The sequence below is a fragment of the Rhizobium sp. GW821-FHT14E12 genome, from assembly GCF_058803745.1.
Genome location: NZ_JBXAPH010000023.1, coordinates 1 through 23,339, shown reverse-complemented (window position 1 = coordinate 23,339; position 23,339 = coordinate 1). Strand labels below are relative to the sequence as shown.

Here is a 23,339-nt window from a genome sequence, read left to right as displayed (position 1 = left end):
CCACCTCAATTGGGTGTAGAATATGGGAATGAGTGAGGCTCGGTCCCTGTTCGGAGTGCTGCGCCATTCAGCGCGGCCAGATATTGTCGACGCCATTGAGCGGCTCGTCCTTGAGGCACCCGACCGCAAGCTCAACCGTGTGAACCCCCTTGCCTTCGCAGCCGATCATGGCTTCGATGAAGAACAGGTTATCAATGCATTCCTGCATGCATCCCGGCTTGGCCTGTTCGAGATATCGTGGAATGTTCTCTGCCCCGGTTGTGGCGGGGTGCTGGATGCAAATACCTCGCTGAAGACCGTACAGAGCGAAACTTACAACTGTTCGCTCTGCGCGGCCGGATACGAGCCGACACTCGACGAGATGGTCGAGGTCACCTTCACCATCAGCCCGCGCGTGCGCCATATCGAAGCCCATAATCCGCACGAGCTGTCGCCGTTCGAATATTTCCGCCAGATCTATTGGGGTTCCGGTGTCGATCTTCCCGACGAGGGCTACGAGGCCAAGGTCGACGAGTTCGTGCTGGAATCGCTGGAACTGCCCGCCGGAGAGAAAGCGGTCGTATCACTGCAATTGCCGGCGGAGTTCGTCATCATCTTCGAACCGGTCACTCATGCGGCGCAATTCCTGGACGTGAAGGGTGAACCGTCGAAAGAGCGGCAAACCGTTTCACTCGTCTTCGACCGCCTGCATCGGCACAGCGATCCCATTACCTTGCGCCCGGGACCCCTGCGCATCCTGATGGAAAATCACACTGAAGTCCGTGCACTGCCATCAATCTGCGTGGCCAACGACGCGCTTCATGCCCTGCTCAGCCGTCGCCGCCCATTCCTGACAGCCAAGCAACTGCTCTCCAACCAAACCTTCCGCGATATATATCGCACGGATACGATCGACGTGAACCAGCGGCTGAAGATCACCAGCCTCACCTTTCTCTTCACCGACCTGCGCGGCTCTACGGAGCTGTACGAAAGGGTCGGCGACCTCGCCGCTTTCGATCTGGTCAGAACCCATTTCAGCATCCTGCACGAAATCGTGGGCGCCGAGGCAGGCGCGGTGGTGAAAACCATTGGCGACGCGGTTATGGCCACCTTCCCTACTCCGGACCGGGCATTGATCGCGGCCATGCGGATGCGAGAGGCCATGATCACCCTGAATAGCGAACGCGGCAACGACGATCTGCTTCTAAAAATCGGGATCCATGAAGGGCCGTGCATCGCGGTCAGCCTGAATGAGCGGCAGGACTATTTCGGACAGACGGTCAATATCGCCTCCCGCGTGCAGCATCTGGCGACCTCACGCGAGATATTTGCGACAGGATCGGTCCTTGATAATCCCCGCGCCGCCGAGTTCCTGACGCTGCATGACCTAAAGCCGGTATCGCACCACGTCTCGCTCCGCGGCATCACGGATGAAATCGACATTTTCGCGATTCCCTGAGGAACGGCGGTTGCCGGGCGAGTGGGGCTTGCGTCGATCAGCTCGCGAAACGGCCGGTCGCTGCACCGTAATAGTTGACGTAGCGGTCCGAAATGCTGGCGATCGGCAGGACGATCAACACGTCCGTCGTGTTGAAGGCATGGTCGACGACGGCGTCGGAGCCGACCATGGCGCCGAGGCGCAGGTAGCCCTTGATCAGCGGCGGCAGCGCCATCAGCGCCTTCTTGGAATTGATAGCCTCGACCGGCATCAGGTCCATGGTGCGCGCAAGCGACGGCAATGCGCCGACGGTCCACTCGTCCTTGGCAACGACGTTATGATAGAGGAACGACAGCGCCAGCGCATGTTGCTCCGGACGGACGCCGGGGAAGGAGGCGCAACCGAACATGGCGCCCATGCCATGCTTCACCGCATAGGCCCAGTTGCCCTGCCACAGCAGTTCGACGGTGCGCTTGTTGCGATAGGCCGGCAGCACGCAGGAGCGGCCGAGTTCCATGAACTGCTTGTCGGGATGACGGGCCATAAGCGCGCCAATGTCGAATTCCGAAGAGGAATAAAAGCCACCATTTGCCATGGCCACTTCCTGGCGCAACAGACGGTAGGTACCGACGATCTGGTCTTCGGTATCGCCTTCCAGCGACTGGTCGAGCACCAGCAGGTGGTCGCAGATCGAATCATAGCTGTCGACATCGCGCTGGCGACGCATGGCGTCAGCCGGCAACTGCGCGTTCATCTCCTCGACGAAGACGCGATAACGAACGGCCTGAGCGGCGTCGATTTCCCGCGCCGTGCGAGCAAGGCGGGTTTCTAGATTTCCGATGCGCCCGAACACATCGCTTGCAACCGGTGCGATCGTCGCCTTTGAAGACTGAACCATTTCGCCCTGAGCTTCGCGATTCAAAATTTCGATGGACATGGCGCCTCCCCCTCAGCGGTTGATATAGCGCCATAAAGCAAATTCTTGCGACAGGAAAGTGACATGGTGCTTTGCGAAAAGCAAGAAGCGTGCCTGTTGCAAATATCTAATAAGCAGGAAGTCCCCAACTTCCAGGGGCGTTCATCGAACAGCACTGCGCAACTTCAGGGTAAGATTTCGCTTAAATAAGCAGGCGGAGCGAAACATTGATTCGCAATCGGATTATTCGTTTCGGGCACGTTCGAAAGCGACCTTTGAAAGGCTTTGCACCGTGGTGATGAGGCTCTGCGGATCGACCGGCTTCACGATGACGGCATCGGCTCCGGCAAGCAGCACCTGACGGCGGATGGCCTCGCGGCTGTCCGCGGTCAGCACGATCACCGGCAGAGGCGAAAGACCGGCCTTGCGCTCCTGCGCCCGCAATTGCGCCAGCACGGTCACGCCGTCGCCTCCGGGCATGGTGAGATCGGTGACGATGATATCGGGCCGGCTCTCGCCCTTTTCCACGCGGGCAAGCAGGCCGGTGAAATCCTCGACAAGGCGAACCTTGTGACCGGCCTTGGTGAGCATGGCGCGGACCAGCATGGCATTGACGGGATCATCCTCGCCGAGCAGGACGCTGAAGGCGATGTCCGTCGCTTCCGGCGTTATCAGACCGAAACCGGGCGGATTGTCGATCAGGGCATCCCGCTTCTCCATGCCACGCATGCGGCCGCTCAGCACATCGATCAGCGATTGCTCACGCAGCGGCCTGATCAGCCAGGCATCGAAAAGATCAAGTGGATGCGTGTTGCGCTCCTCCGGATTGACGAGAAAGATCTTGCGCAGGCCGGAGGCGGCCAGTTCGTTGCCCTCGCGGAAATACCATGGCGCCATGCGGTGATCGACGATCAGGTCCGTCAATGGCCCGTCTTCGCTCTCGGGCACGGATAGGCTTTCGATGTCATCCGGGCCGATCAGGCGGCAGCGGCCGCCGAGCGTGCGGATGGTTTCAGCGATCGCCGTGCTTGCCGCCCCTTCCGGCGCCAGCAACAGGATGTAGGAGCCCCTGAGCAGATCGTCCCGCCTGCCGGGCGCATCGTCGCCGGCGACGAGAGAAACGGGAAAACGGATGGTGAATTCGCTGCCGTTGCCCCGCTCGCTGGCAACACTCAGCGCGCCGCCGAATTCGCGCAGGATGCGGGCGGAGATAGCAAGCCCCAGACCCGTGCCGGCACTTTTGTCCAGCACATTGCCGGCCTGTTCGAACTCGCCGAATATCCGCGCCTGCTCCTCTTCCGTCATGCCCGGCCCGCTATCCCTGACCGATATCAACAGATCGCCGCCGTCAAGGCCGGCGCGAATGAGCACGCCGCCCGTCTGGGTGAACTTCACGGCATTGCCGATGACGTTGAACAGGACCTGGCGCAGCCGGGCCGGATCGAATTCCATGGTCTCGGGAACATCGGCCGCAACGGTCGCGGCGATCTCGATGCCCTTCTCGTGGGCGCGATGGGCGAGCATCTCGACGACGCCTTCGAGCAGCGGCCGCAGCGTCTCGGCGCGCGGACGAAGCTGGAAGCGGTTGACTTCGATCGTCGAGAAATCCAGGAGGTCCTCGACCAGTTGCACGAGCGCATTGCCGGACTGGCGGATGCCGGTCAGGTAATTGGCCTGCTCCAGCGTCAATGGCGTCTGGGCCAGCAGATGGTTCATGCCGAGAATGCCCGACAGGGGCGTGCGGATCTCGTGGCTGACGGTGGCAAGCAGCCGCGACTTGGCGGCGCTGTTGTATTCGGCCTTCAGCCGCGCATCCTCGCGCAGGCGCGCGGCTTGGCGCTCTTCGGTCACGTCGCGAGCAACGCTCTGGATGCTGAGCCGGCCCGAGACCGGATCGCGAAACATGACATCGTGCCAGGCGAAGATGCGTGGGCCTTCCGGCGTGGAGATCTCGGCATCCTGGCGCTGCGATGCCGTGACGGCGCGAAAGACGAGCCCGGCTTCTTCCAGCGTCAGGCCCTCCGGGTTGGCCTTGCCGGTCAGCCTGCGGAACGTCGCGTTGGCATGGACGATGCGGCGCTCGATGCTGCGCGTGACCGTGATATCGCCAAGCGCATCATGGATGGTGGCGAACAGGCTGGTGCTCTCATTGCTCTCCCACAGGCGGTCGTGCTCGTGCTCGCTGAGCGGCGGCACGTCGGCTATGACCTTGCGGCCAGTCTTTCGCGTCACGACAATACCGGCGACAACGATTGCCAGGGCTATCAGGCCCAGCAGGCCCGCAAGCGCCGGCAGGCCACCGGCATAGCCGACCGATAACAGCGCCACACCGGCGATCAGGCCGCCACCGTTCAGCCAATGGCGTTGCAGCCATTGAGAAAAGACGATTGGAGCGGAAATAACCCGCTCGGGTGGCGGCAAAATCCCGATCGGATCGGCGTCCAGGCGAGGCGCGTCTATGACCGGCCGTTCACGCGGTCCGGTTTGGTCGTCGGCGATGGCGGCGACAAGCTTTTCCTGCAGGTTTGCCAGAGTGCTCATGCCTGTTTGCTAACACGCGCACTCTTCCCGATGCCTTCAGGGATTCGCTAGAATTTTAGGTGTTTGCCTTTTTTGGCGAGAGAAGCTCGTCCAGAATGACGCAGCCCGCCCCGATGGTGATGAAGCTGTCGGCGAGATTGAAGACGGCGAAGGACCATGTTTCCGTGTGGAAGAGAACGTAGTCGATCACATGGCCGTAGAGAAACCGGTCGATCAGGTTGCCGAGCGCGCCGGCGATGATCAGGGCAAAGCCGAGATGGGCAATCCAGCGATGGCTGGGCGTACGCCGCCACAGCCAGATCACGAAGGCGACGATGATGAGCCGCATGCCGACGATAAACCAGCCATCCATGCCCGACAGCATCGAGAAGGCGACGCCGAGATTATAGGTGCGATAGAGCGCCAGCATCGGAATGACCGGCACCATCTCCTGCAGCGGCAGCCAGTGATCGACCATGATCTTCACGGCCTGGTCGAGAATGACGGCGATGATGATGAAAATCAGGATCGGCAAGGGCCGGGAAAACAATGCGGGCTTGGCGGACGCCTGTTCGTTCATTTCGCTGTCGGTCATCGTGTCTCGCTGAGAGTGAGAAGATGGCGGCGAGCTTCGAACAGCATCACCGCCGTCGCCACCGCCAGGTTGAGGCTGTCGGCGCGGCCGGCCTGCGGAATGCGGGCAAGCGCATCGGCCTCCTTCGCCAGGGCATCCGGCAGACCGGACTGCTCGTTGCCCATCAGGAGCACGACAGGCTTCTTCTTGTAGTCGATCGTGCGGTAGTCGACCGCGCCGGCCAGATGCGTGGCAACGACAGAGACGCCAGCCGTCTTCTTCCAGGCCAGAAACTCTTCCGGCGTCGCCTTGACGACAGGAACGGCGAAGACCGAGCCCATGGTGGCGCGCACGGTTTCCAGCGAAAAGGGATCGGTCGTCTCGCCGACGAGGATCACGCCCGACGCGCCGGCCGCATCGGCCGTGCGGATGATGGTGCCGAGATTGCCGGGATCGCGCACGCGATCGAGCGCCACCCAGGTTTCACCGGCTTTCGGCCTGACGTCGCGAAGCGGCCGCCAGCGCTGGTCGAAGATGCCGACCACCATCTGCGGATTGTCGCGGCGAGTGATCGAGGCAATGACCTTTTCGCTGACTTCGAGCACAAGCCCGCCGGCTGCCACAGTCTTGGCGGCCACCTGTTCGACCAGCGGCTTGCCCTTGGCAGCCTTGGCGTAAACCAGCGTGCGGATCGTCCAGCCGAGTTCAAGCGCGTCGATGACCAGCTTCAGGCCTTCCGCCAGGAAAGCACCGCTCTCCTCGCGCGACTTCTTGTTGGTCAGCGCCTTGATGTCCTTGATGATCGGATTGGCAAGCGAGGTGACCTCCTTGACCTGTCCGACCTTGCGGGGGCCGTCATTCCTGTAGTCCTGGTTCATTTCGGCACCCAGCGGCTGAAAAGTGATGTGGAAAGCGCCCTGCCCGGCGTCTTGCCGTCGAGGCCGGCCTCGCGGATGACCAATTCGCCGGATTCGACAGCGCCGCCGGCGCCGCGCATGGTTTCGCGCATCAACTCATGGATCGAATAGAAGCTGGCGCGGATGGAATAGGCCGTGAGCACCAGGCCAACCGCCTTGGGCGACAGGATCTCGCGGCAGATATCGAGCATCGACGGCAGGTGTTCGAACAGATGCCAGACCTCGCCGTTCGGACCGCGCCCGAATTTCGGCGGGTCGGTGAGGATGATATCGTAGGTGTTGCCGCGCCGTTCCTCGCGCAGGATGAATTTCATCGCGTCTTCGCAGATCCAGCGGATCGGCAGCTTTTCCATGCGGCCGAGCGCCTGGTTTTCCCGCGCCCAGCCGATCGCCTTCTTCGAGGCGTCGACATGGGTGACTTCCGCGCCGGCAGCGGCGGCAACCAGCGAGGCAACGCCGGTATAGCCGAAAAGATTCAGCACCTTCAGCGGCCGGTTCGCGGCTTCGACCTGCTGCTTCATCCAGGCCCAATGGACGATCTGCTCGGGAAAGACGCCGACATGGCGAAAGGCGGTGAAGCGGCCGAGGAAATCGACGCCGAGCAGTTTCAGCGGCCAGGTCTCGCCGAGCGCCTCGCGCGGAAACCGCCAGCGCCCCATGCCGTCCTCATCGGTGTCGCCGGTGAAGATCGAATCGGCATTGTCCCAGACATGGGCGGGAAGCGACGGCTGCCACAGCGCCTGCGCCTCCGGCCGCACAATGCGGTAGGGACCATATTGCTCGAGCTTCAGCCCGTTGCCGGTGTCGATCAGGTGGAAATCGCCGGCGCCCATCGATTCGAGGATAACGGGCACGCGCTCGACCGGACGCTCGCCGCTGCGCGCGATCAGCGGGCGCTCCGGCGTTGCCGGAACAGGCGCCGCATCACGCGGCTCCGCCATTCGCTCGCCTCGATCACGCGCAACCGCCGTCGGCCTCGAATTGGACTCGCGCGTGGGCTTTGCCGGTGGCTTGCCGGCCTTAACGGGCGCCTCTCGCCTTGCATCCCTTGGGGATTTTGCGCTCGCGCCGCCCGCGGCTCTCTGGCCGGGCCGGCTTTCCCTGTGTTTCGCCATGCTTGTCTCGAAATTGATATGTGCGTGCAAATAGCATCTGGCTGCCACTTGGCAAAGCGCTTTCCGATCTGCGATGATCGCCGGACAAAATGCCAGATCGGGAGGATTGCGCATGGACATGACCGGCGAAGAACGGATTGCCGCGCCGCGGGATGCGGTGTGGGCCGCGCTGAACGACCCTGACATTCTCAAGCAATGCATTCCCGGCTGCCAGAGCCTGGAAAGAATTTCGCCGACCCAGCTGACGGCGACGGTGAAATTGAAGATCGGCCCGGTCTCCGCCTCCTTCAACGGCGAAGTGACGCTCTCCAACATCAACGCGCCGGAGAGCTATACGATCTCCGGCGAAGGAAAAGGCGGCATTGCCGGTTTCGCCAAGGGCGGCGCCGATGTCGTGCTGAAGGCGGATGGCGACGAGACGATCCTGCAATATGAGGCGAAAGCCCAGGTCGGCGGCAAGATCGCCCAGCTCGGTTCGCGGCTGGTCGATTCCAGCGCCAAGAAACTGGCGCAGCAGTTTTTCGCCGACTTCACCGCAGCCATCAATGGCCAGGCCAGCACCTGATTGCCTCCTGAAGATCGCTCATGACGTCCGAGGCAAACCACTGGACCATCCGACCGGCACGCGAGCAGGACACGGATAGTCTCGCCGAGATCTATCTCGGCGTGCGCCGCCAGACTTTTATCTGGGTCGATCCCGTCCGATTCCACAGGGAGGATTTCGCTGCGCATACGCAGGGCGAGCGTGTCTTTGTCTGCGAGGACCGCAGCGGCACGATCGCCGGCTTCCTGACGCTATGGGAACCGGATGATTTCATCCATATGCTCTATATCCTGCCGGCATTTCAGGGCAGCGGCGCCGGCAAGGCGTTGCTTTCCGCCCTGCCGGATTGGCCGAAGCGGCGCTACCGGCTGAAATGCCTGGTGAAGAACACGCGCGCCATCGCCTTCTACCGCGCCATCGGCTTCGAGTTCGTCGGCGACGGCGCATCGCCGGAAGGCGACTACAAGGACATGCAGCTCAGCGGCGATTAGATACACGCATCAGCCCGCCAATCGACGAAACGGCCAATCGCCGTTCTTCGATATTGCGGCAGAGTCTTGTGTTGCCGATGACGGTGCCGCATGCGCGTCGAGTGTGAACAGTTTCAGCAACTCGAAGAGCTCGTCGGCTTCGGCGGACAAGCTGCGCGCCGCGACGGCAGATTCCTGAACCAGAGCCGTATTCTGCTGCGTACCCCTGTCCAGGATCGTGACCGCACCATTGACTTCCCGGAGCGTTACCGCCTGTTCTTTCGCGACCTGAACGATGGCGGAGACGTTTTTGTTCGCCTGCTCAACCTGCGATTCGATCGTCTGTAGGGTTGTGCCGGTCTCTGCCACCAGCGCTACACCGCTCTTTACGTGGTCCTGCGACAACGCAATCAAGCCTCCGATTTCCTTCGCTGCCTTTGCCGAACGTTGCGCCAGTTCGCGCACTTCCTGGGCAACGACTGCGAAGCCCTTGCCGGCGTCACCGGCACGGGCAGCCTCGATACCGGCATTCAGCGCCAGCAGGTTAGTCTGGAAGGCAATCTCGTCGATGACACCGATGATGTTGGATATTTCCTCGGATGAGGACTTGATCCTGGCCATGGCATCGATGGCGGACTGTACGACCACTCCGGAACGGATCGCGGTATCGCGCGTGTCGCGAACGAGTTGCCCGGCATCCTCGGCATTATGGCTGGAATCGGCGACTGTCGTGGTGATCTCCTCGAGTGCCGCGGCGGTTTCCTCGACGGACATCGCCTGCTGTTCCGATCGCATGGAGATGTCGTCGGTCGCCACATGAATCTTCTGCGCGCCGGCGGAGATTGCCCCGGCTGCTTGCGCCACCGACCGCATGGCATCCCGAAGTTTTCCAACCGCGCCGTTGAAGTCCAGGCGGAGCCTGTCCAGGGTCGGAATAAAAGGTGTGTCGAGATGCTGCGTCAGATCGCCGTCCGACATCCGCTTGAGCGCCCCACCAAGCTGTTCGACATTGTTGACGCGGCCGGTCACATCCGTCGCGAATTTGACGACTTTGAAAACCTTGTTGTCGACGTCGAAAATCGGATTGTAGGACGCCTGGATGAAGATCCTCCGGCCACCCTTGCCGATACGCATGAACTCGTCGGCGATAAATTCGCCCTTGGCCAGCCGCTGCCAGAATTGACGATAGCTTTCGCTGGCAGCGTATGTACCATCGCAGAACAGCGAATGATGCTTGCCTTGTATCTCCGACAGCTCATAGCCCATTGTCGCCAGAAAGTTTGCGTTTGCGGCGAGGACGCGACCATCCGGCGTGAACTCGATAACAGCCTGCGAGCGCGACAGGGCATTCAGCTTGCCGGCATCCTCTACGCTCTTGAGTTTTTCGGCCGTTATATCAGTCGCGACTTTCACGACCTTGTAAGGTTTTCCATGCCTGAAAATCGGATTGTAGGAGGCTTCGATCCAGATCTCCCTGCCGCCCTTGCCGATGCGTTTATATTGCCTCTTGTCGAATTCACCGCGCCCGAGCTTGGCCCAGAATTCCGAATAGTCAGGCGAGTTGACTTCATCCGGTGCGACGAACATGCGATGCTGCTGCCCAACGATTTCCGTGAGCTCATAACCAACCGTGCGGCAGAAATTCGCGTTTGCCGTCAATATCCTCCCGGTCACATCGAATTCGATGATGGCCAGGGATTTGTCCATCGCGGCGAGTACCGCCGCCGAGTCGGAACCAAAATTCAATGATATTGCTTTCATCGGATCGTCTCCTGATGCCGCTGCACGTTCATCGTGCTGCCGAGGCAAAGTGAAGTTAATGGAGACGGCTTGCCTGCAATCATCGTTCTTGCGAAGACGTCCCTGGAATCTATCGCCCCAGCTGATTGGGACACGAAGATTAATCGCTCCCTAAGCTTGGCTCTCTTCAGGAAATTGCCTGCATGAAATGGATAGAGCTACGCAAAGTGTATAGCTATTCTTGCACTCCGGCTGGCCCAAGGAGCGCTATCCGCCAATCGTCGACACGAGACCTCGCTATACCCTCGATAGGGCGAAGAGCACGGAAACGGCCGCCTCGAGCGCTTCACTGAAGCGCTCGAGCTTATTGTTTCCACGCAATTCCGGACGGAAAACCGCTACGCACTTTTCCTGGAATTGCTCTAATCACTTCGAGGGAAGCTGGCCGGCGATCTGTTCGGCGCGGCTGCGATGCTTGTCGGCTTCGGCATGCCAGTGCACGGCTTCGCGCGACTGATTGCGGGCGCGCTTGCGGTGTTTACCCTGGTTCACCCAGGTGACCGCCGCGCCGACCACCATGCCGAGGATCAGCGCAACAAATAGCAGCACGAAAAGCGGCGCATGCAACGACAGCACCTGGTCCTCGGGCCTGAACGGATTGAGCGCAAGCGTGGCGGCTTGCCGGTTGGCGACGCAGAAGATGATCAGGATGATGCCGAGCGGCAGCAATATCAGCAGATTGATGATCTTCTTGGTCATTGCGCACGCTCCTGTATCCTGGCGTCTTCGTGCACTGCACTCATCTCGCCTCTAGCCGCAGAATGAATAAAGACTGGGCCGAGTTCAAGTGCCACCAGGTTGCGGCACGATGATGGCCACCGGGGATATCACGAGGGACATCGTTCAAAACGACGCTTAATTGTCGTCGTCTTCTTCGTCGCCGGCGCCGGGATTGAGGCGCTCGCGCAGCTCCTTGCCCGTCTTGAAGAAGGGAACCCATTTTTCCTCGACGAACACGGTGTCGCCGGTGCGTGGGTTGCGTCCGGAGCGTGAAGGACGGTTCTTGACGGAGAAAGCGCCGAAGCCGCGTAGCTCCACTCGGTTGCCGGCGGCGAGCGCATCGGTGATCTCGTCGAGGACCGCGTTGACGATATTTTCGACGTCGCGGTGATAGAGATGCGGGTTACGAGCCGCAACAATCTGCACCAATTCCGACTTGATCACGGTTTGCCCCCTTAAATCATTGATTTATCAATTGGCTGCACCCTGCCAAACAGAAAGCAGGCCGTCAAGAAACAACTTCTCGGTCATCATTTTCTGGAGGCCCTCTCCCTTCACAAAATCATCATAACCGAAGAGATTTAGCAACCAGGAAGCAGCGCCCGGCCAAAAGAAGGACGAGGTTTTGTTCTCAGCCTTCCAATCGACGATGGGCAGGTCCTTATTGACCTTGCGCGTATCGAGATAAGCGCGAATTTCGTCCTCGCCGCCGAGCGTGTCGATCAGCTTGTTCTGGAGCGCCTGACGGCCGGTGAAAATGCTGCCGTCGGCAAGCTTCAGCACCTCTTCGCGCGGCAATTTGCGGCGGTCGGCGACAAGATCGACGAACCAGCCGTAGCTATCCATCACCATGCTGCGGATCATGGCCTTGGCGTCCTCGCTCGGCGGATGGAAAGGCGACGGCTCGGCCTTCATCGGCGACGACTTGATCTCCTCCAGCGAAACGCCGAGCTTGTCGAGCAGCTCCTTGGTCTGCGGATACTGGAAGATCACGCCGATGGAACCGGTAATCGAGGTGTCGCCCGCGACGATATCATCACCCGCCGTGGCGATCATATAGCCGGCGGAGGCCGCCACGGTGCGGATATCGGAAACAACGGGCTTCTTGGCGGCGACAGCGCGGATGGCCTTGAAGATCCGCTCTCCCCCATAGGTCGTGCCGCCGGTCGACGAGATCGACACGATCAGGGCCTTGACCTGATCATTGTCCTTGATCTTCTTCAGCCGCTCCAGAAGCTCGCCATCATCCTGGATGAGACCGGAAATAGCGACGCGGGCAATCTGCGGCCCGCGTGTATCCGGCAGGTCCGCCGCAAAGAAACGGTAGAGAGCAAAGCCAAGCCCCACCATGAGAAGAACGGCGATGATGCGCCAAAAGCCAAGTTTGCGGCGCAATTGCCGCCGGTCTGCGATTGCAGAACTGTCCATGACGCCTTATCTCTCCCCTTGTCGTAAACTGGGCATGCTACAACCGGATATATAATACCTTGAAACCGGCGCAATCCTTCGCGAATATGCTGGCCGTCTTTTCGAGATTATACATCGGGGCTTTTGTCCAGTGCGTCGTCATCAGATAGGGCGTCACCCGATCCGATGAAACAGGCACCCATTATGTTTTTCCGCTAAATTTCCTCAGGCGCGGAAAAAAATCCATATTGGCAAGCCAATGCAATAATGCGAAACGATCCGGCGGGCTTGTTGGCACAGTCTGTGCATAACCCAATGCGGTTTTCCGGATCTAGAGAACACGGACCTGTTGCATGCTCAATACTATCGAGACCACCGGCCAGGCGATTGGCTCCGAGCTGGAAAGGAACGCGTATAAGGACGCGATCTTCCATTCCACGCGCGTGCGCAAGCTGAAGATAGTCCTTCCCGTGGCCGCTCTGATCGTCTCGTTGATCTTCATCGCCGTCTCGCTGGTCCGCGCCTACCTGCCGGAAAACATCCAGATCGAAGGCGCAAGGATAGAAGACGGCAAGGTGGTGATGGAACGTCCCGCCATCGCCGGCCGCAACAAGGACGGCATCAATTATTCCATGCTCGCCGAGAAGGCGCTGCAGGATATTAAAAATCCGAACATGATCACGCTCAAGAGCATCAAGGCCTCCATGCCGGTCAACAATGACGTGATTGCGCATGTGACGGCCGAGAGCGCGGATTTCGACCGCCAGGCCGACACGCTGAAGCTCACCGACCCCTTTACCATTCTGATGGACAATGGTTTGCGCGCCGAATTCCGGACTGCCTTCCTCGACGTCAAGAAGGGCGATCTCTCCAGCCAGGATCAGGTTGCAATCTACAGAGGCGGCATGTCGGTTGTTGCGCAGTCGCTCAAGATGACGGATAAGGGGAGCGTAATCGAATTCGACGGACAGGTTCGGATGAATATTGATCCGACCACACTCCACAATAAAGCTAGCGAACAACGGCCGGGCGGTTCATGATAAACGATTGGCAATATTCCCTTTTTAACTCCAACCTGCGTAAGGCGGGTCTTCTCTGTGCTTTCGGTGCGCTGGCATTTTTGGCCGCGCCCGGCGCTGACGCCCAAACGACGACGAGCAAGATGCCTGGCCTCGCTCTTTCCAGCGACCAGCCGATCCAGATCGAAAGCGACAAGCTGGAAATCCATGATGCGGAAAGCCAGGCGGTCTTTACCGGCAACGTCAAGGTTGTCCAGGGCACGACGACGATGCAGGCCGGCAAGATGACGGTCTTCTACAAGAAGAAGCAGCCCGCCGCCGATGCAGCCGCCAAGCCAGCGACCGACAATCCGGTCGCAAAGGCCGCCAAGGAACAGAACCAGTCGCTGGTCTCCGGCGATGCCAATATCGACCACATTCTGGTCACCAACAAGGTCTACCTCGTCTCCGGCACACAGACAGCGACGGCGGACGACGGCTCCTTCGACATGGCGAACCAGCTTGCAGTCCTCAAGGGCCAGAAGGTCGTATTGACTGATGGGCCGAATGTTTTCACCGGCTGCCAGCTGACGGTGCACATGGCGACGGGCGAAGCGCAACTGGATGCCTGCGGTGGCCGCGTCCAGATTCAGCTCGATCCGAAGTCGCAGCAAGTGCAGCAGCAACAGCAAAAAAAGAATTGATTCTGGCCAACTCGTGACGACATCGACAACCTCCCCCTTGCCCGGTGCGACCGGGTTGCCCAGCGCGGCATCCGGTTCACCGACCGCCGACAAGGCGCGCTATCAGGGTACCCTGATCGCGCGCGGCCTCACCAAGACCTACCGCACCCGGCGCGTCGTCAACGGCGTCTCGCTGGTCGTGCGGCGTGGCGAGGCGGTCGGCCTCCTGGGGCCAAACGGCGCCGGCAAGACGACCTGTTTCTACATGATCACCGGGCTGGTGCCCGTCGATGAGGGCACTATCGAGATCGACGGTAACAACGTCACCTCGATGCCGATGTACCGTCGCGCCCGTCTTGGCGTCGGCTACCTGCCGCAGGAAGCCTCAATTTTTCGTGGCCTGACGGTGGAGGAAAACATCCGCGCCGTGCTCGAAGTCCACGAAAAGGACAAGGACAAGCGCGAGCACAAGATCGACGAGCTGCTCGAGGAATTCCACATCCGCAATCTGCGCACGGTGCCGGCGATCGCGCTGTCCGGCGGCGAGCGGCGGCGTCTGGAAATCGCGCGCGCTCTGGCGACCGATCCGACCTTCATGCTGCTCGATGAACCCTTTGCCGGCGTCGACCCGATCTCGGTCGCCGACATCCAGAATCTCGTGCATCATTTGACGGCGCGCGGCATCGGTGTGCTGATCACGGACCACAATGTCCGCGAGACGCTCGGTCTGATCGACCGCGCCTATATCATCCATGCCGGCGAGGTGCTGACCCACGGCAGGGCCAACGATATCGTCAGCAATCCGGAAGTCCGAAAACTCTATCTTGGCGACAATTTCAGTCTTTGATAGTCTTGGATTGGGCCGGAGCGTATTGTCGCATTGCCAAATGGCTGAGCGCTCCGGAAATTCATCTTACCGTTATAGTTCCGCTTGACCAAACCCAATAAAAAAGCAATTTTTGGGCCAGTTGGAAGTCTGTGGCATTTTTTCTAAAAAAATGCGGACTTTCGAAAAGATCAAGGGGAGTCCCGCGTCCGCCATGGCATTATCGGCCAATCTTTTCCTGCGCCAAAGCCAAAGCCTGGTGATGACACCGCAACTGATGCAATCCATCCAGTTGCTGCAGATGACGCATTTTGAGCTCACCCAGTTCATCGCCCAGGAAGTCGAAAAGAATCCGCTGCTCGAATTTACATCAAATGACGAGGATATAGGCAACGGCAATGAGCGCGAGGCAAAGGAAGAACGCTACGATGCCGCGGAGGAAAGCCGTGGCGACGACGGTGCCGACCACAATAGCGGCGACCTGAAAAGCGACTGGTACGAGAGCGAAAACACCGGCCATGCCGACCGGCTGAACGACGAACTCGACACCAACTTCAGCAATGTCTATCCCGACGATAGCACCGCGCAGCGCGCCGACGCGCCCGAGCTTTTGAGCCAATGGAAATCCATGCCCGGCGGCGAGGCCGGCGAAAGCTACGATCTTGACGACTTCGTTGCCGGCCAGATTTCGCTGCGCGACCACCTTAACGAACAGATCCCCTTCTCCCTGCCGGCGATGGCCGATCGGCTGATCGCCCAGCATTTCGTCGACCAGCTCGACGATTGCGGCTATCTGCAGGTTGACTTGCGCGAGACCGCCGATCGCCTCGGCACGACGCTTGGCGATGTCGAACGGGTGCTTGGCGTATTGCAGCAGCTAGACCCTCCCGGCGTCTTTGCCCGGTCCCTCAGCGAGTGCCTGGCGATCCAGCTCCGGCAGAAGGATCGTTTCGATCCGGCCATGGAGCGGCTGATCCAGAACCTCGAGCTTCTCGCCCGCCGCGATTTCGCGACGCTGAAGCGTCTCTGCGGCGTCGACGAGGAAGACCTGCTCGACATGATGGGCGAGATCCGCCAGTTGAACCCGAAGCCCGGCAGCGGCTTTGAGACCGGCATATCCGAGGCGATCACGCCCGATATCGTCGTGCGCCCTGCCTCCGACGGCAGCTGGCTGGTGGAACTCAATCCCGACACGCTGCCGCGCGTTCTCGTCAACCAGTCCTACTTCGCCTCCGTCACCAAGACGAGCCAGGACCACGCCTTCCTGTCGGAATGTCTGCAGAACGCCAATTGGCTGACGCGCAGTCTGGATCAGCGCGCCAAGACGATCATGAAGGTGGCAAGCGAGATCGTCCGGCAGCAGGATGCGTTCCTGATCCACGGCGTCGACCATCTGCGGCCGCTCAATCTGAAGACTGTGGCGGACGCCATCAAGATGCACGAGTCCACCGTCAGCCGCGTAACCTCGAATAAATACATGCTGACGCCGCGCGGGCTGTTCGAGCTCAAATATTTCTTCACCGTCTCGATCAGCGCCGTCGAAGGCGGCGACAGCCATTCCGCCGAGGCGGTACGGCACAAGATCCGCCTGCTGATTTCGCACGAAAGCCCGGACACCGTGCTTTCCGACGACGATATCGTCGATACGCTGAAGAAGGGCGGCATAGAGCTAGCTCGCCGCACGGTTGCAAAATACCGCGAGGCGATGAACATCCCTTCCTCCGTGCAGCGCCGCCGGGAGAAGCGGGCGATTGCAAAGGTCGCCAGCTTTTAGCAGCCGCTCAAGCTCAATCTGAAATTGCAGATTTCCTAACGGAGCGTTAAGACGCAGTTGACTTTCCAATGTGGCGGGGCTAGAAGCCCGCCGCAATCGGTGCAGGACGACGGCACGACCATGAACTTATCCCCATCATCCCAAAGGCCCCGCATAAACGCAATTTGTCTTTGAGCGCGTGAAGTGCTTGGATGAGCTTGAGGCTTGGCGTAAACTGGTACGCGCAATAACCACGACAAGAAGGGAAACTCCATGAGTGTGCGTGTCTCCGGTAAACATATGGAAATTGGTGACTCCTTCCGCCAGCGGATTGAAGACCAGATCGGTATGGCCGTGACAAAATACTTCGACGGGGGGTATTCAGGCCAAGTGACGGTACAGAAATCCAGTTCCCGCTTCACAGCCGATTGCAAACTTCATCTCGACAGTGGCATCGTTCTGCATGCCGCCGGAGAGGCGATGGACCCGCAATTGGCGTTTGACGCGGCGTCCGCACGCATCGAAAAGCGCCTGCGCCGCTATAAGCGCAAACTGAAAGATCATCAGGCCGCGAGCCACGCGAACGGCCATATCGAAGTCGCCTATACCGTCATGGACGGCATGTCGGACGACGACGAGGAAATCGCAGCCGATTTCGCGCCGGCAATCGTTGCCGAAAGCACGAAACAGCTAAAGACCATGTCGGTCGCGACCGCCGTGATGGCGCTCGACATGACCGACGAGCCGTTGCTGCTCTTCCGCAGCCCCGGCAAGGACCATTTGAACATCGTTTACCGTCGTCAGGACGGCAACATTGGCTGGATAGACGCAGCCAATATCAAAAGCTGAGAAAAGAAGATGAGTGGCGGCCCTGCACCATGTCAGTCGGCCGCCGCTCCTCCGTCATTGGATCTCGGCGACACGAAGGATAAAGAGAATGGCATTGGCAGATTTGCTGCACCAAGATGCGATCATCCCCGCCTTGAGGGCAAATTCCAAGAAACAACTGCTTCAGGAACTGGCAGCCAAAGCCTCCAAGTTGACCGGACTGCCCGAACGCGAAATCTTCGACGTCGTGCTGCAGCGCGAACGTCTGGGCTCCACCGGCGTCGGCAACGGCATCGCCATCCCGCATGGCAAGCTCAATAGCATCAAGTCCATCATCGGTATTTTCGCGCGCCTGGAACAGTCCGTCGATTTCGAGGCGCTGGACGACCAGCCCGTCGATCTCGTTTTCCTGCTGCTTGCCCCCGAGGGCGCCGGTGCCGACCATCTCAAGGCGCTGTCGCGCATTGCGCGCGTGCTACGCGACCAGGATCTGGTCGCCAAGCTGCGCGCCACGGATTCCGCCTCGGCAATCTACGCCTTCCTCAACGAGGAACAGGCATCCAACGCCGCCTGAGCGGCATGAACTGAATTTGGAACACCAAACACCAAGGGCCGGATGATCTTCCATCATCCGGCCCTTGGTGTTTGGGTATGTCTTTGAGGCTCAGGCGTCTTTTTCGTCGAACGGGCTGTTGGCGCCTGGCTCGGAAATCTCGGCGACCTTCGGGCCACCCTTGGCGACACCGACCATGGCCGGGCGCAGAACGCGTTCGCCGATGACGAAGCCGGCCTGCACCACCTGCACGACGGTGTTGTTGGGGACTTCCGGGTTCGGCACTTCGAACATCGCCTGATGGAAGTTGGGATCGAACTTCTGGCCGACCGGCTCGATCTGACGCACGCCATGGCGCTCCAGCGCGGACAGCATGGAACGCTCGGTCATCTCCACGCCTTCGATCAGCGTCTTCAGGCCGGCATCGTCGCGGAGTTCCGCCGGGATGGCGTCCAGCGTACGGCGCAGATTGTCCGACACGGCAAGCATGTCGCGGGCGAAGCCGGCGACGGAATAGGACTTGGCGTCCTTGATCTCGCGCTCGGTGCGACGACGCAGATTGTCCATATCGGCGGCAAGACGCAGGTAGCGGTCGCGCAGATCGCTATTTTCGGCCTTCAGCAGCTCGACCGGATCCGGCTCTTGAGTTTCGGCCATCGTCTCCACGGTGTCCGCGACATCTTGCGCGAGGTCGGCCGCCGTGGCGTCAGGTCCGGTTTTCGTTGTTTCGTCGGTCATGACGGTCTCCGAATTGTTTGTCTTTTGAATGTGCCCGATATCGAGGTTTGGCTGGAAAAAATCAAGGCTTTGTCGCGAAGAACAGCCGATTCCCGGCATTCCGGCCGCTCTTGGACCAATGCCGGCGGGCGCACGGCATGATCCGTGGCCGGCGGAAGCGGATGATTGGACACCTGTCTTTCCAATGAGACGCTTTTCCTCAAAGCCCGGGCCGCGACATCCGGGAAAACAGCTGGGCTGTATAGTCCACCATCGGCACGATGCGGGCATAATTCAGCCGTGTCGGACCGATGACACCGACGGCGCCGATGATGCGGTCGTCGTCATCGCGATAAGGCGCGACGATCAGCGACGAGCCGGAGAGCGAGAAAAGCTTGTTTTCCGAGCCGATGAAGATGCGTACGCCCGGACCGCTTTCGGCCAGGTTCAGGATCTCGATCAGGCTGTCCTTCTTTTCGAGGTCGTCGAACAGCAAGCGCAGCCGGTCGAGATCCTCGGCGCCGCCGACTTCGGCCAGCAGATTGGCGCGGCCACGCACGATCAGCTGCGTCGGCTTGCCCTCATCCTCGCCGCCGGACCAGACGGCGATGCCGCGCTCGACCAGCTCATGCGACAGCGTATCCAGCTCGTGGCGCACGCTCTCCTTCAACGATTGCAATTGACGGCGCAGATCCGGCAGGGTCTGGCCGGTCATGTGGGCGTTGAGGAAATTCGCGGCTTCCGTCAGCTGCGACGAGGTGATACCGGCCGGCAGCTCAATGATGCGGTTTTCCACCTGGTCATGGTCGCCGACGAGCACAGCAAGCGCCTTGGTAGGCTCCAGGCGGATGAATTCGACATGCTTCAATACCGGATCGTTCTTCGAGGTGATCACCAGCCCGGCGCCGCGCGAGATGCCCGAGAGCATGCGGCTCGCCTCGGTCATGACCGATTCCATCGGCTGGTCGCGATTGCTGCCGCGCACCTGCCGGTCGATGGTGGCGCGATCTTCCGCCGAGAGATCGCCGACCTGCATGAAGGCATCGACGAAAAAGCGCAGACCAATCTGCGTCGGCAGGCGGCCGGCACTGATATGCGGCGAATAGATCAGCCCAAGCTCTTCCAGATCGCTCATGACGTTGCGCACCGAGGCCGGCGACAGCGACATCGGCAGCAGGCGCGAGAGATTGCGCGAACCGAGCGGCTCGCCATTCTCAAGATAGCCTTCGACGATGCGACGGAAGATTTCTTTCGAGCGTTCGTCCAGCGCTGCAATGGCATCCGTAACCGACGATGTCGTGAATCCCATTTCGCTGTCAGACCCCTTCTGTTGAACCTCAGTTAAAATATAATCATTCAGTTAGCATTGGCAAAAGGGAAAAATGCCAACACCGCCATATCCAGGCCTTTCAGCCTGCTTTTCCTTTGCAAAAGCCGCCAGTGGATCGTAGAAGCGGTCGATAAACGTTCAGGAGAGTAGAATGCGGCCTTCAGGCAGAAAAACCGACCAGATGCGCAAGGTCTCGTTCGAGCGCAATTTTTCCAAGCATGCGGAAGGCTCGTGCCTGGTGAAGTTCGGCGATACGCATGTGCTCTGCACGGCAAGCCTGGAAGAAAAGACGCCACCGTGGCTGCGCAACAGCGGCAAGGGCTGGGTCACGGCCGAATACGGCATGCTGCCGCGCGCCACCGGCGAACGCATGAAGCGCGAAGCCGCTTCCGGCAAGCAGGGCGGCCGCACGCAGGAAATCCAGCGTCTCATCGGCCGGTCACTGCGCGCTGTCGTCGACCTGAAGGAACTCGGCGAGCGCCAGATCACCATCGACTGCGACGTCATCCAGGCCGATGGCGGCACGCGCACGGCCTCGATTACCGGCGCCTGGATCGCGCTCTACGACTGCCTGAAGTGGATGGAAAGCCGCAACATGATCAAGGTCGATCGTGTGCTCAAGGATCATATCGCCGCCATTTCCTGCGGTATCTTCGCCAGCCAGCCGGTGATCGACCTCGACTATCTCGAGGATTCATCCGCCGAGACCGACGCCAACTTCGTCATGACCGGCAAGGGTGGCATCGTCGAGATCCAGGGTACGGCGGAAGGCACGCCCTTCAGCGAAGAGGAACTCACCACCCTGATGCATCTCGCCAAGAACGGCATCGCCGAGCTGGTGGAGCTGCAGAAGCAGGCGATTGCCTGACCCAAGAGGCGACCAAGCGATGAACCCGTCGTTGGAAGGCATTCTCGAAACTGCTGTATATGCCGATGATCTCGATGCCGCCGAAGCTTTTTATGGCGGCATACTCGGGCTCGAGAAGATCTCGCGCGGCGGTAACCGGCATGTGTTCTATCGCTGCGGACCGGGTGTGCTGTTGATCTTCAATCTGGCCGAGACAATGAAGCCGTCGGAGCCGGGTGCCTTGCCCGTGCCGCCGCATGGCACGACCGGCCATGGTCACGTCTGCTTCCGGGTCGGCGGCAACGATATCGAGGCGATGGCGGAAAGGCTGAAAGCTGCCGGTATTGCCATCGAAGCCGATTTTCACTGGCCGAATGGCGGCCGCTCGATCTATTTCCGCGACCCGGCCGGCAACAGCCTGGAATGCGCCGAACCCCGGATCTGGGGCATCTGACAGGACAGGATATGCGTAAGCTCGATACCAAGACCATCGTCGTCGCCAGCCACAATGCCGGTAAGATCCTAGAAATCCAGGACCTGATCGGCCCGTTCGGCTTCACCGCCAAATCGGCCGCCGATCTCAATTTCATCGAGCCGGACGAAACCGGCACGACCTTCGAGGAAAATGCGACGATCAAGGCGCTGGCCTCTGCCAATGCCTCCGGCCTGCCGGCCTTGTCGGACGATTCCGGCCTGATGATCGACGCGCTCGGCGGCGATCCCGGCGTCTATACCGCCAACTGGGCGGAAACGGCTGACGGCACCCGCGATTTCGTCATGGCGATGCAGAAGGTCGAGACCGCATTGGAAAAAGCGGGCGCCACCACGCCGGAAAGCCGCACCGCGCGCTTCGTCAGCGTGCTTTGCCTCGCCTGGCCGGATGGACATACCGAGCTTTTCCGCGGTGAGGTCGAGGGCACCGTTGCCTGGCCACCGCGCGGCTCACAAGGCTTCGGCTACGATCCGATCTTCCAGCCCAAAGGTTACAACACGACCTTCGGTGAGATGAGTGCCGAAGAGAAGCATGGCTGGAAGCCGGGTGAAGCCCAGGCGCTCTCGCACCGTGCTCGGGCCTTCAAGCTCTTTGTCGAAACCTGTCTGGAGGCGTAAGCTCAAGCCTGTGGACATCATGGAACCGCAAAACATGACGCGTGAGGCGCAATTGCTGCCCGATACCGGTGAACCCGGCTTCGGCGTCTATGTGCATTGGCCCTTCTGTGCGGCCAAATGCCCCTATTGCGATTTCAATAGCCACGTCCGCCATCAGCCGGTCGATCAGGAACGTTTCGCAGCTGCCTTCCTGAAGGAAATGGCGTCGATGCGGGCGATTGGCGGTCCGAAGACCGTGACCAGCATTTTCCTAGGCGGCGGTACGCCGTCGCTGATGAAGCCCGAGACGGTCAGCGCGGTTCTCGACGGCATCGCCAAGCATTGGCATGTGCCCGACGGTATCGAGATCACCATGGAGGCCAATCCCTCCAGCGTCGAGGCCGAGCGCTTTCGTGGCTACCGCGCCGCCGGCGTCAACCGCGTGTCGATGGGCGTGCAGGCGCTGAACGACCGCGATCTGAAATTCCTAGGCCGCTTGCACAATGTCGCCGACGCGCTGAAGGCAATCAAGCTGGCGCGCGACATCTTCCCGCGCATGTCCTTCGACCTCATCTATGCCCGCCCGAACCAGACCGTCGAGGAATGGGAGCGCGAGCTGAAGGAGGCGATCTCCTATGCCGTCGACCATCTCTCGCTCTACCAGCTCACCATCGAGGAAGGCACGCCCTTCTACGGCCTGCATAAGGCGGGCAAGTTGATCGTGCCGGATGGCGACCAGTCGGCGCTGCTCTACGAGGCGACGCAGGAGATCACCGAACGCGAGGGCATGCCGGCCTACGAAGTCTCAAACCACGCCCGCCCGGGCGCGGAGAGCCGCCATAACCTCACCTATTGGCGCTATGGCGACTATGCCGGCATCGGTCCGGGCGCCCATGGCCGCCTGACCCTCGGCCCGAAGAAACTGGCGACCGCCACCGAGCGCAAGCCGGAGACCTGGCTGGAACTGGTCGAGCGCGACGGCCACGGCATCGCCGATCAGGAAATGCTCGGTAACGACGAACAGGCCGACGAGTTGCTGCTGATGGGCCTGCGCCTGAAAGAGGGGATCGATCTCGTCCGCTGGCAGCAGCTTTCCGGCCGGGAGCCGGATCAGGCGCGCGAAGAGTTTCTGCTGGAACATGGCTTCATCGAACGTCTCGGCAATTCCCGCCTGCGCTGCACGCCGGCGGGAATGCTGATCCTCGATTCCGTGGTTGCGGATCTCGCGCGTTAATCACCTCCCCTTGAGGGGCAGGGGAATCGCATATGGTTTCTATTGGATTGAATTGTTGAGGAAAAAGGATTCTCTAAAGGT

Annotated in this window: 24 protein-coding genes; 13 read left to right on the top strand and 11 right to left on the bottom strand. The window is 60.4% G+C overall.

All coding sequences use genetic code 11. The features are described from left to right. Positions 1–28: 28 nt before the first annotated feature. A complete protein-coding gene (locus tag AC1RO0_RS31570) occupies positions 29–1,438 on the top strand; it encodes an adenylate/guanylate cyclase domain-containing protein (protein ID WP_498596458.1) in 1,410 nt (469 codons plus the stop codon). Between the two features lie 37 nt (positions 1,439–1,475). Here AC1RO0_RS31570 and olsB read toward each other — a convergent pair whose 3' ends face one another. The 5 genes from olsB to AC1RO0_RS31545 form a co-directional block, all read right to left on the bottom strand. Beyond that, complete coding sequence (olsB, locus tag AC1RO0_RS31565) at positions 1,476–2,354, bottom strand: l-ornithine N(alpha)-acyltransferase (protein ID WP_047461869.1); 879 nt, start codon at positions 2,352–2,354, stop codon at positions 1,476–1,478. A 222-nt stretch (positions 2,355–2,576) separates the two neighbouring features. After that, a complete protein-coding gene (locus AC1RO0_RS31560; protein ID WP_498596457.1) occupies positions 2,577–4,874 on the bottom strand; it encodes a hybrid sensor histidine kinase/response regulator in 2,298 nt (765 codons plus the stop codon). Positions 4,875–4,929: 55 nt separating this feature from the next. Then, a complete protein-coding gene (gene lspA / locus AC1RO0_RS31555; protein ID WP_498596465.1) occupies positions 4,930–5,433 on the bottom strand; it encodes a signal peptidase II in 504 nt (167 codons plus the stop codon). An 11-nt stretch (positions 5,434–5,444) separates the two neighbouring features. After that, the gene (locus AC1RO0_RS31550) at positions 5,445–6,305 is read right to left on the bottom strand and encodes a TrmH family RNA methyltransferase (RefSeq protein WP_007695362.1); all 861 of its coding nucleotides are present in this window, start codon (positions 6,303–6,305) and stop codon (positions 5,445–5,447) included. Further along, on the bottom strand, positions 6,302–7,459 hold the full coding sequence (locus AC1RO0_RS31545; RefSeq protein ID WP_498596456.1) for a class I SAM-dependent methyltransferase: 1,158 nt from the start codon (positions 7,457–7,459) through the stop codon (positions 6,302–6,304). The genes AC1RO0_RS31550 and AC1RO0_RS31545 overlap by 4 nt, the downstream gene beginning before the upstream one ends. A 112-nt stretch (positions 7,460–7,571) precedes the next feature. Between AC1RO0_RS31545 and AC1RO0_RS31540 the strand changes: the two genes are divergently transcribed. Both AC1RO0_RS31540 and AC1RO0_RS31535 read left to right on the top strand, forming a co-directional pair. Continuing rightward, on the top strand, positions 7,572–8,024 hold the full coding sequence (locus AC1RO0_RS31540) for an SRPBCC family protein (protein ID WP_498596455.1): 453 nt from the start codon (positions 7,572–7,574) through the stop codon (positions 8,022–8,024). A 20-nt stretch (positions 8,025–8,044) separates the two neighbouring features. After that, on the top strand, positions 8,045–8,494 hold the full coding sequence (locus tag AC1RO0_RS31535) for a GNAT family N-acetyltransferase (protein WP_498596454.1): 450 nt from the start codon (positions 8,045–8,047) through the stop codon (positions 8,492–8,494). Between the two features lie 9 nt (positions 8,495–8,503). Here AC1RO0_RS31535 and AC1RO0_RS31530 read toward each other — a convergent pair whose 3' ends face one another. The 4 genes from AC1RO0_RS31530 to sppA form a co-directional block, all read right to left on the bottom strand. Beyond that, positions 8,504–10,234, bottom strand: a complete 1,731-nt coding sequence (locus tag AC1RO0_RS31530) for a methyl-accepting chemotaxis protein (RefSeq protein WP_498596453.1) — start codon at positions 10,232–10,234, stop codon at positions 8,504–8,506. Positions 10,235–10,639: 405 nt separating this feature from the next. Beyond that, positions 10,640–10,972, bottom strand: coding sequence for a LapA family protein (locus AC1RO0_RS31525; RefSeq protein ID WP_498596452.1), 333 nt, complete (start codon positions 10,970–10,972; stop codon positions 10,640–10,642). Positions 10,973–11,128: 156 nt separating this feature from the next. After that, the gene (locus AC1RO0_RS31520; protein WP_168811506.1) at positions 11,129–11,437 is read right to left on the bottom strand and encodes an integration host factor subunit beta; all 309 of its coding nucleotides are present in this window, start codon (positions 11,435–11,437) and stop codon (positions 11,129–11,131) included. A gap of 27 nt (positions 11,438–11,464) precedes the next feature. Then, the gene (gene sppA / locus AC1RO0_RS31515; RefSeq protein ID WP_498596451.1) at positions 11,465–12,421 is read right to left on the bottom strand and encodes a signal peptide peptidase SppA; all 957 of its coding nucleotides are present in this window, start codon (positions 12,419–12,421) and stop codon (positions 11,465–11,467) included. A 332-nt stretch (positions 12,422–12,753) separates the two neighbouring features. On the opposite strand from sppA, the gene lptC reads away from it, so the two are divergent. From lptC to ptsN, 6 genes are all read left to right on the top strand, one after another. Then, a complete protein-coding gene (gene lptC / locus AC1RO0_RS31510; protein ID WP_153367098.1) occupies positions 12,754–13,440 on the top strand; it encodes an LPS export ABC transporter periplasmic protein LptC in 687 nt (228 codons plus the stop codon). Continuing rightward, entirely contained in the window at positions 13,437–14,102 is a 666-nt protein-coding gene (locus AC1RO0_RS31505; RefSeq protein WP_498596450.1) for an LptA/OstA family protein, read from the top strand. The genes lptC and AC1RO0_RS31505 overlap by 4 nt, the downstream gene beginning before the upstream one ends. A gap of 55 nt (positions 14,103–14,157) precedes the next feature. Continuing rightward, positions 14,158–14,928 carry an LPS export ABC transporter ATP-binding protein gene (gene lptB, locus AC1RO0_RS31500; RefSeq protein ID WP_498596464.1) on the top strand — a complete coding sequence of 257 codons (771 nt, stop codon included), beginning with the start codon at positions 14,158–14,160 and terminating at the stop codon, positions 14,926–14,928. Positions 14,929–15,121: 193 nt separating this feature from the next. Next, positions 15,122–16,681 carry an RNA polymerase factor sigma-54 gene (gene rpoN / locus AC1RO0_RS31495; RefSeq protein ID WP_498596449.1) on the top strand — a complete coding sequence of 520 codons (1,560 nt, stop codon included), beginning with the start codon at positions 15,122–15,124 and terminating at the stop codon, positions 16,679–16,681. Positions 16,682–16,933: 252 nt separating this feature from the next. After that, the gene (hpf, locus tag AC1RO0_RS31490; RefSeq protein ID WP_498596448.1) at positions 16,934–17,509 is read left to right on the top strand and encodes a ribosome hibernation-promoting factor, HPF/YfiA family; all 576 of its coding nucleotides are present in this window, start codon (positions 16,934–16,936) and stop codon (positions 17,507–17,509) included. An 88-nt stretch (positions 17,510–17,597) separates the two neighbouring features. Next, positions 17,598–18,062, top strand: a complete 465-nt coding sequence (ptsN, locus tag AC1RO0_RS31485) for a PTS IIA-like nitrogen regulatory protein PtsN (RefSeq protein WP_153367102.1) — start codon at positions 17,598–17,600, stop codon at positions 18,060–18,062. Positions 18,063–18,152: 90 nt separating this feature from the next. Here the strand turns inward: ptsN and grpE are convergent, their stop codons facing one another. Then, a complete protein-coding gene (grpE, locus tag AC1RO0_RS31480; protein WP_498596447.1) occupies positions 18,153–18,779 on the bottom strand; it encodes a nucleotide exchange factor GrpE in 627 nt (208 codons plus the stop codon). Between the two features lie 199 nt (positions 18,780–18,978). Then, a complete protein-coding gene (gene hrcA / locus AC1RO0_RS31475) occupies positions 18,979–20,067 on the bottom strand; it encodes a heat-inducible transcriptional repressor HrcA (protein ID WP_498596446.1) in 1,089 nt (362 codons plus the stop codon). 172 nt (positions 20,068–20,239) lie between these two features. On the opposite strand from hrcA, the gene rph reads away from it, so the two are divergent. Genes rph through hemW form a run of 4 tightly spaced genes read left to right on the top strand, consistent with a single transcriptional unit; the run spans position 20,240 to position 23,258 of the window. Continuing rightward, entirely contained in the window at positions 20,240–20,956 is a 717-nt protein-coding gene (gene rph / locus AC1RO0_RS31470; RefSeq protein WP_498596445.1) for a ribonuclease PH, read from the top strand. Between the two features lie 19 nt (positions 20,957–20,975). Continuing rightward, the gene (locus AC1RO0_RS31465; RefSeq protein WP_498596444.1) at positions 20,976–21,389 is read left to right on the top strand and encodes a VOC family protein; all 414 of its coding nucleotides are present in this window, start codon (positions 20,976–20,978) and stop codon (positions 21,387–21,389) included. Between the two features lie 11 nt (positions 21,390–21,400). Continuing rightward, positions 21,401–22,045 (top strand): RdgB/HAM1 family non-canonical purine NTP pyrophosphatase, encoded by a 645-nt coding sequence (rdgB, locus tag AC1RO0_RS31460; RefSeq protein WP_498596443.1) that lies wholly within the window; start codon positions 21,401–21,403, stop codon positions 22,043–22,045. Positions 22,046–22,079: 34 nt separating this feature from the next. Beyond that, complete coding sequence (hemW, locus tag AC1RO0_RS31455; RefSeq protein WP_498596442.1) at positions 22,080–23,258, top strand: radical SAM family heme chaperone HemW; 1,179 nt, start codon at positions 22,080–22,082, stop codon at positions 23,256–23,258. The last annotated feature ends 81 nt before the right edge of the window (positions 23,259–23,339 follow it).

Coding starts and splice junctions, on each gene's coding strand:
- AC1RO0_RS31530 (WP_498596453.1), bottom strand. CDS start 10,234: ATGAAAGCAATATCATTGAATTTTGGTTCCGACTCGGCGGCGGTACTC.
- AC1RO0_RS31535 (WP_498596454.1), top strand. CDS start 8,045: ATGACGTCCGAGGCAAACCACTGGACCATCCGACCGGCACGCGAGCAG.
- hemW (WP_498596442.1), top strand. CDS start 22,080: ATGACGCGTGAGGCGCAATTGCTGCCCGATACCGGTGAACCCGGCTTC.
- AC1RO0_RS31525 (WP_498596452.1), bottom strand. CDS start 10,972: ATGACCAAGAAGATCATCAATCTGCTGATATTGCTGCCGCTCGGCATC.
- AC1RO0_RS31560 (WP_498596457.1), bottom strand. CDS start 4,874: ATGAGCACTCTGGCAAACCTGCAGGAAAAGCTTGTCGCCGCCATCGCC.
- lspA (WP_498596465.1), bottom strand. CDS start 5,433: ATGAACGAACAGGCGTCCGCCAAGCCCGCATTGTTTTCCCGGCCCTTG.
- olsB (WP_047461869.1), bottom strand. CDS start 2,354: ATGTCCATCGAAATTTTGAATCGCGAAGCTCAGGGCGAAATGGTTCAG.
- hpf (WP_498596448.1), top strand. CDS start 16,934: ATGAGTGTGCGTGTCTCCGGTAAACATATGGAAATTGGTGACTCCTTC.
- AC1RO0_RS31465 (WP_498596444.1), top strand. CDS start 20,976: ATGAACCCGTCGTTGGAAGGCATTCTCGAAACTGCTGTATATGCCGAT.
- lptC (WP_153367098.1), top strand. CDS start 12,754: ATGCTCAATACTATCGAGACCACCGGCCAGGCGATTGGCTCCGAGCTG.
- sppA (WP_498596451.1), bottom strand. CDS start 12,421: ATGGACAGTTCTGCAATCGCAGACCGGCGGCAATTGCGCCGCAAACTT.
- rdgB (WP_498596443.1), top strand. CDS start 21,401: ATGCGTAAGCTCGATACCAAGACCATCGTCGTCGCCAGCCACAATGCC.
- rpoN (WP_498596449.1), top strand. CDS start 15,122: ATGGCATTATCGGCCAATCTTTTCCTGCGCCAAAGCCAAAGCCTGGTG.
- AC1RO0_RS31550 (WP_007695362.1), bottom strand. CDS start 6,305: ATGAACCAGGACTACAGGAATGACGGCCCCCGCAAGGTCGGACAGGTC.
- AC1RO0_RS31540 (WP_498596455.1), top strand. CDS start 7,572: ATGGACATGACCGGCGAAGAACGGATTGCCGCGCCGCGGGATGCGGTG.
- grpE (WP_498596447.1), bottom strand. CDS start 18,779: ATGACCGACGAAACAACGAAAACCGGACCTGACGCCACGGCGGCCGAC.
- AC1RO0_RS31545 (WP_498596456.1), bottom strand. CDS start 7,459: ATGGCGAAACACAGGGAAAGCCGGCCCGGCCAGAGAGCCGCGGGCGGC.
- AC1RO0_RS31505 (WP_498596450.1), top strand. CDS start 13,437: ATGATAAACGATTGGCAATATTCCCTTTTTAACTCCAACCTGCGTAAG.
- ptsN (WP_153367102.1), top strand. CDS start 17,598: ATGGCATTGGCAGATTTGCTGCACCAAGATGCGATCATCCCCGCCTTG.
- rph (WP_498596445.1), top strand. CDS start 20,240: ATGCGGCCTTCAGGCAGAAAAACCGACCAGATGCGCAAGGTCTCGTTC.
- AC1RO0_RS31570 (WP_498596458.1), top strand. CDS start 29: ATGAGTGAGGCTCGGTCCCTGTTCGGAGTGCTGCGCCATTCAGCGCGG.
- hrcA (WP_498596446.1), bottom strand. CDS start 20,067: ATGGGATTCACGACATCGTCGGTTACGGATGCCATTGCAGCGCTGGAC.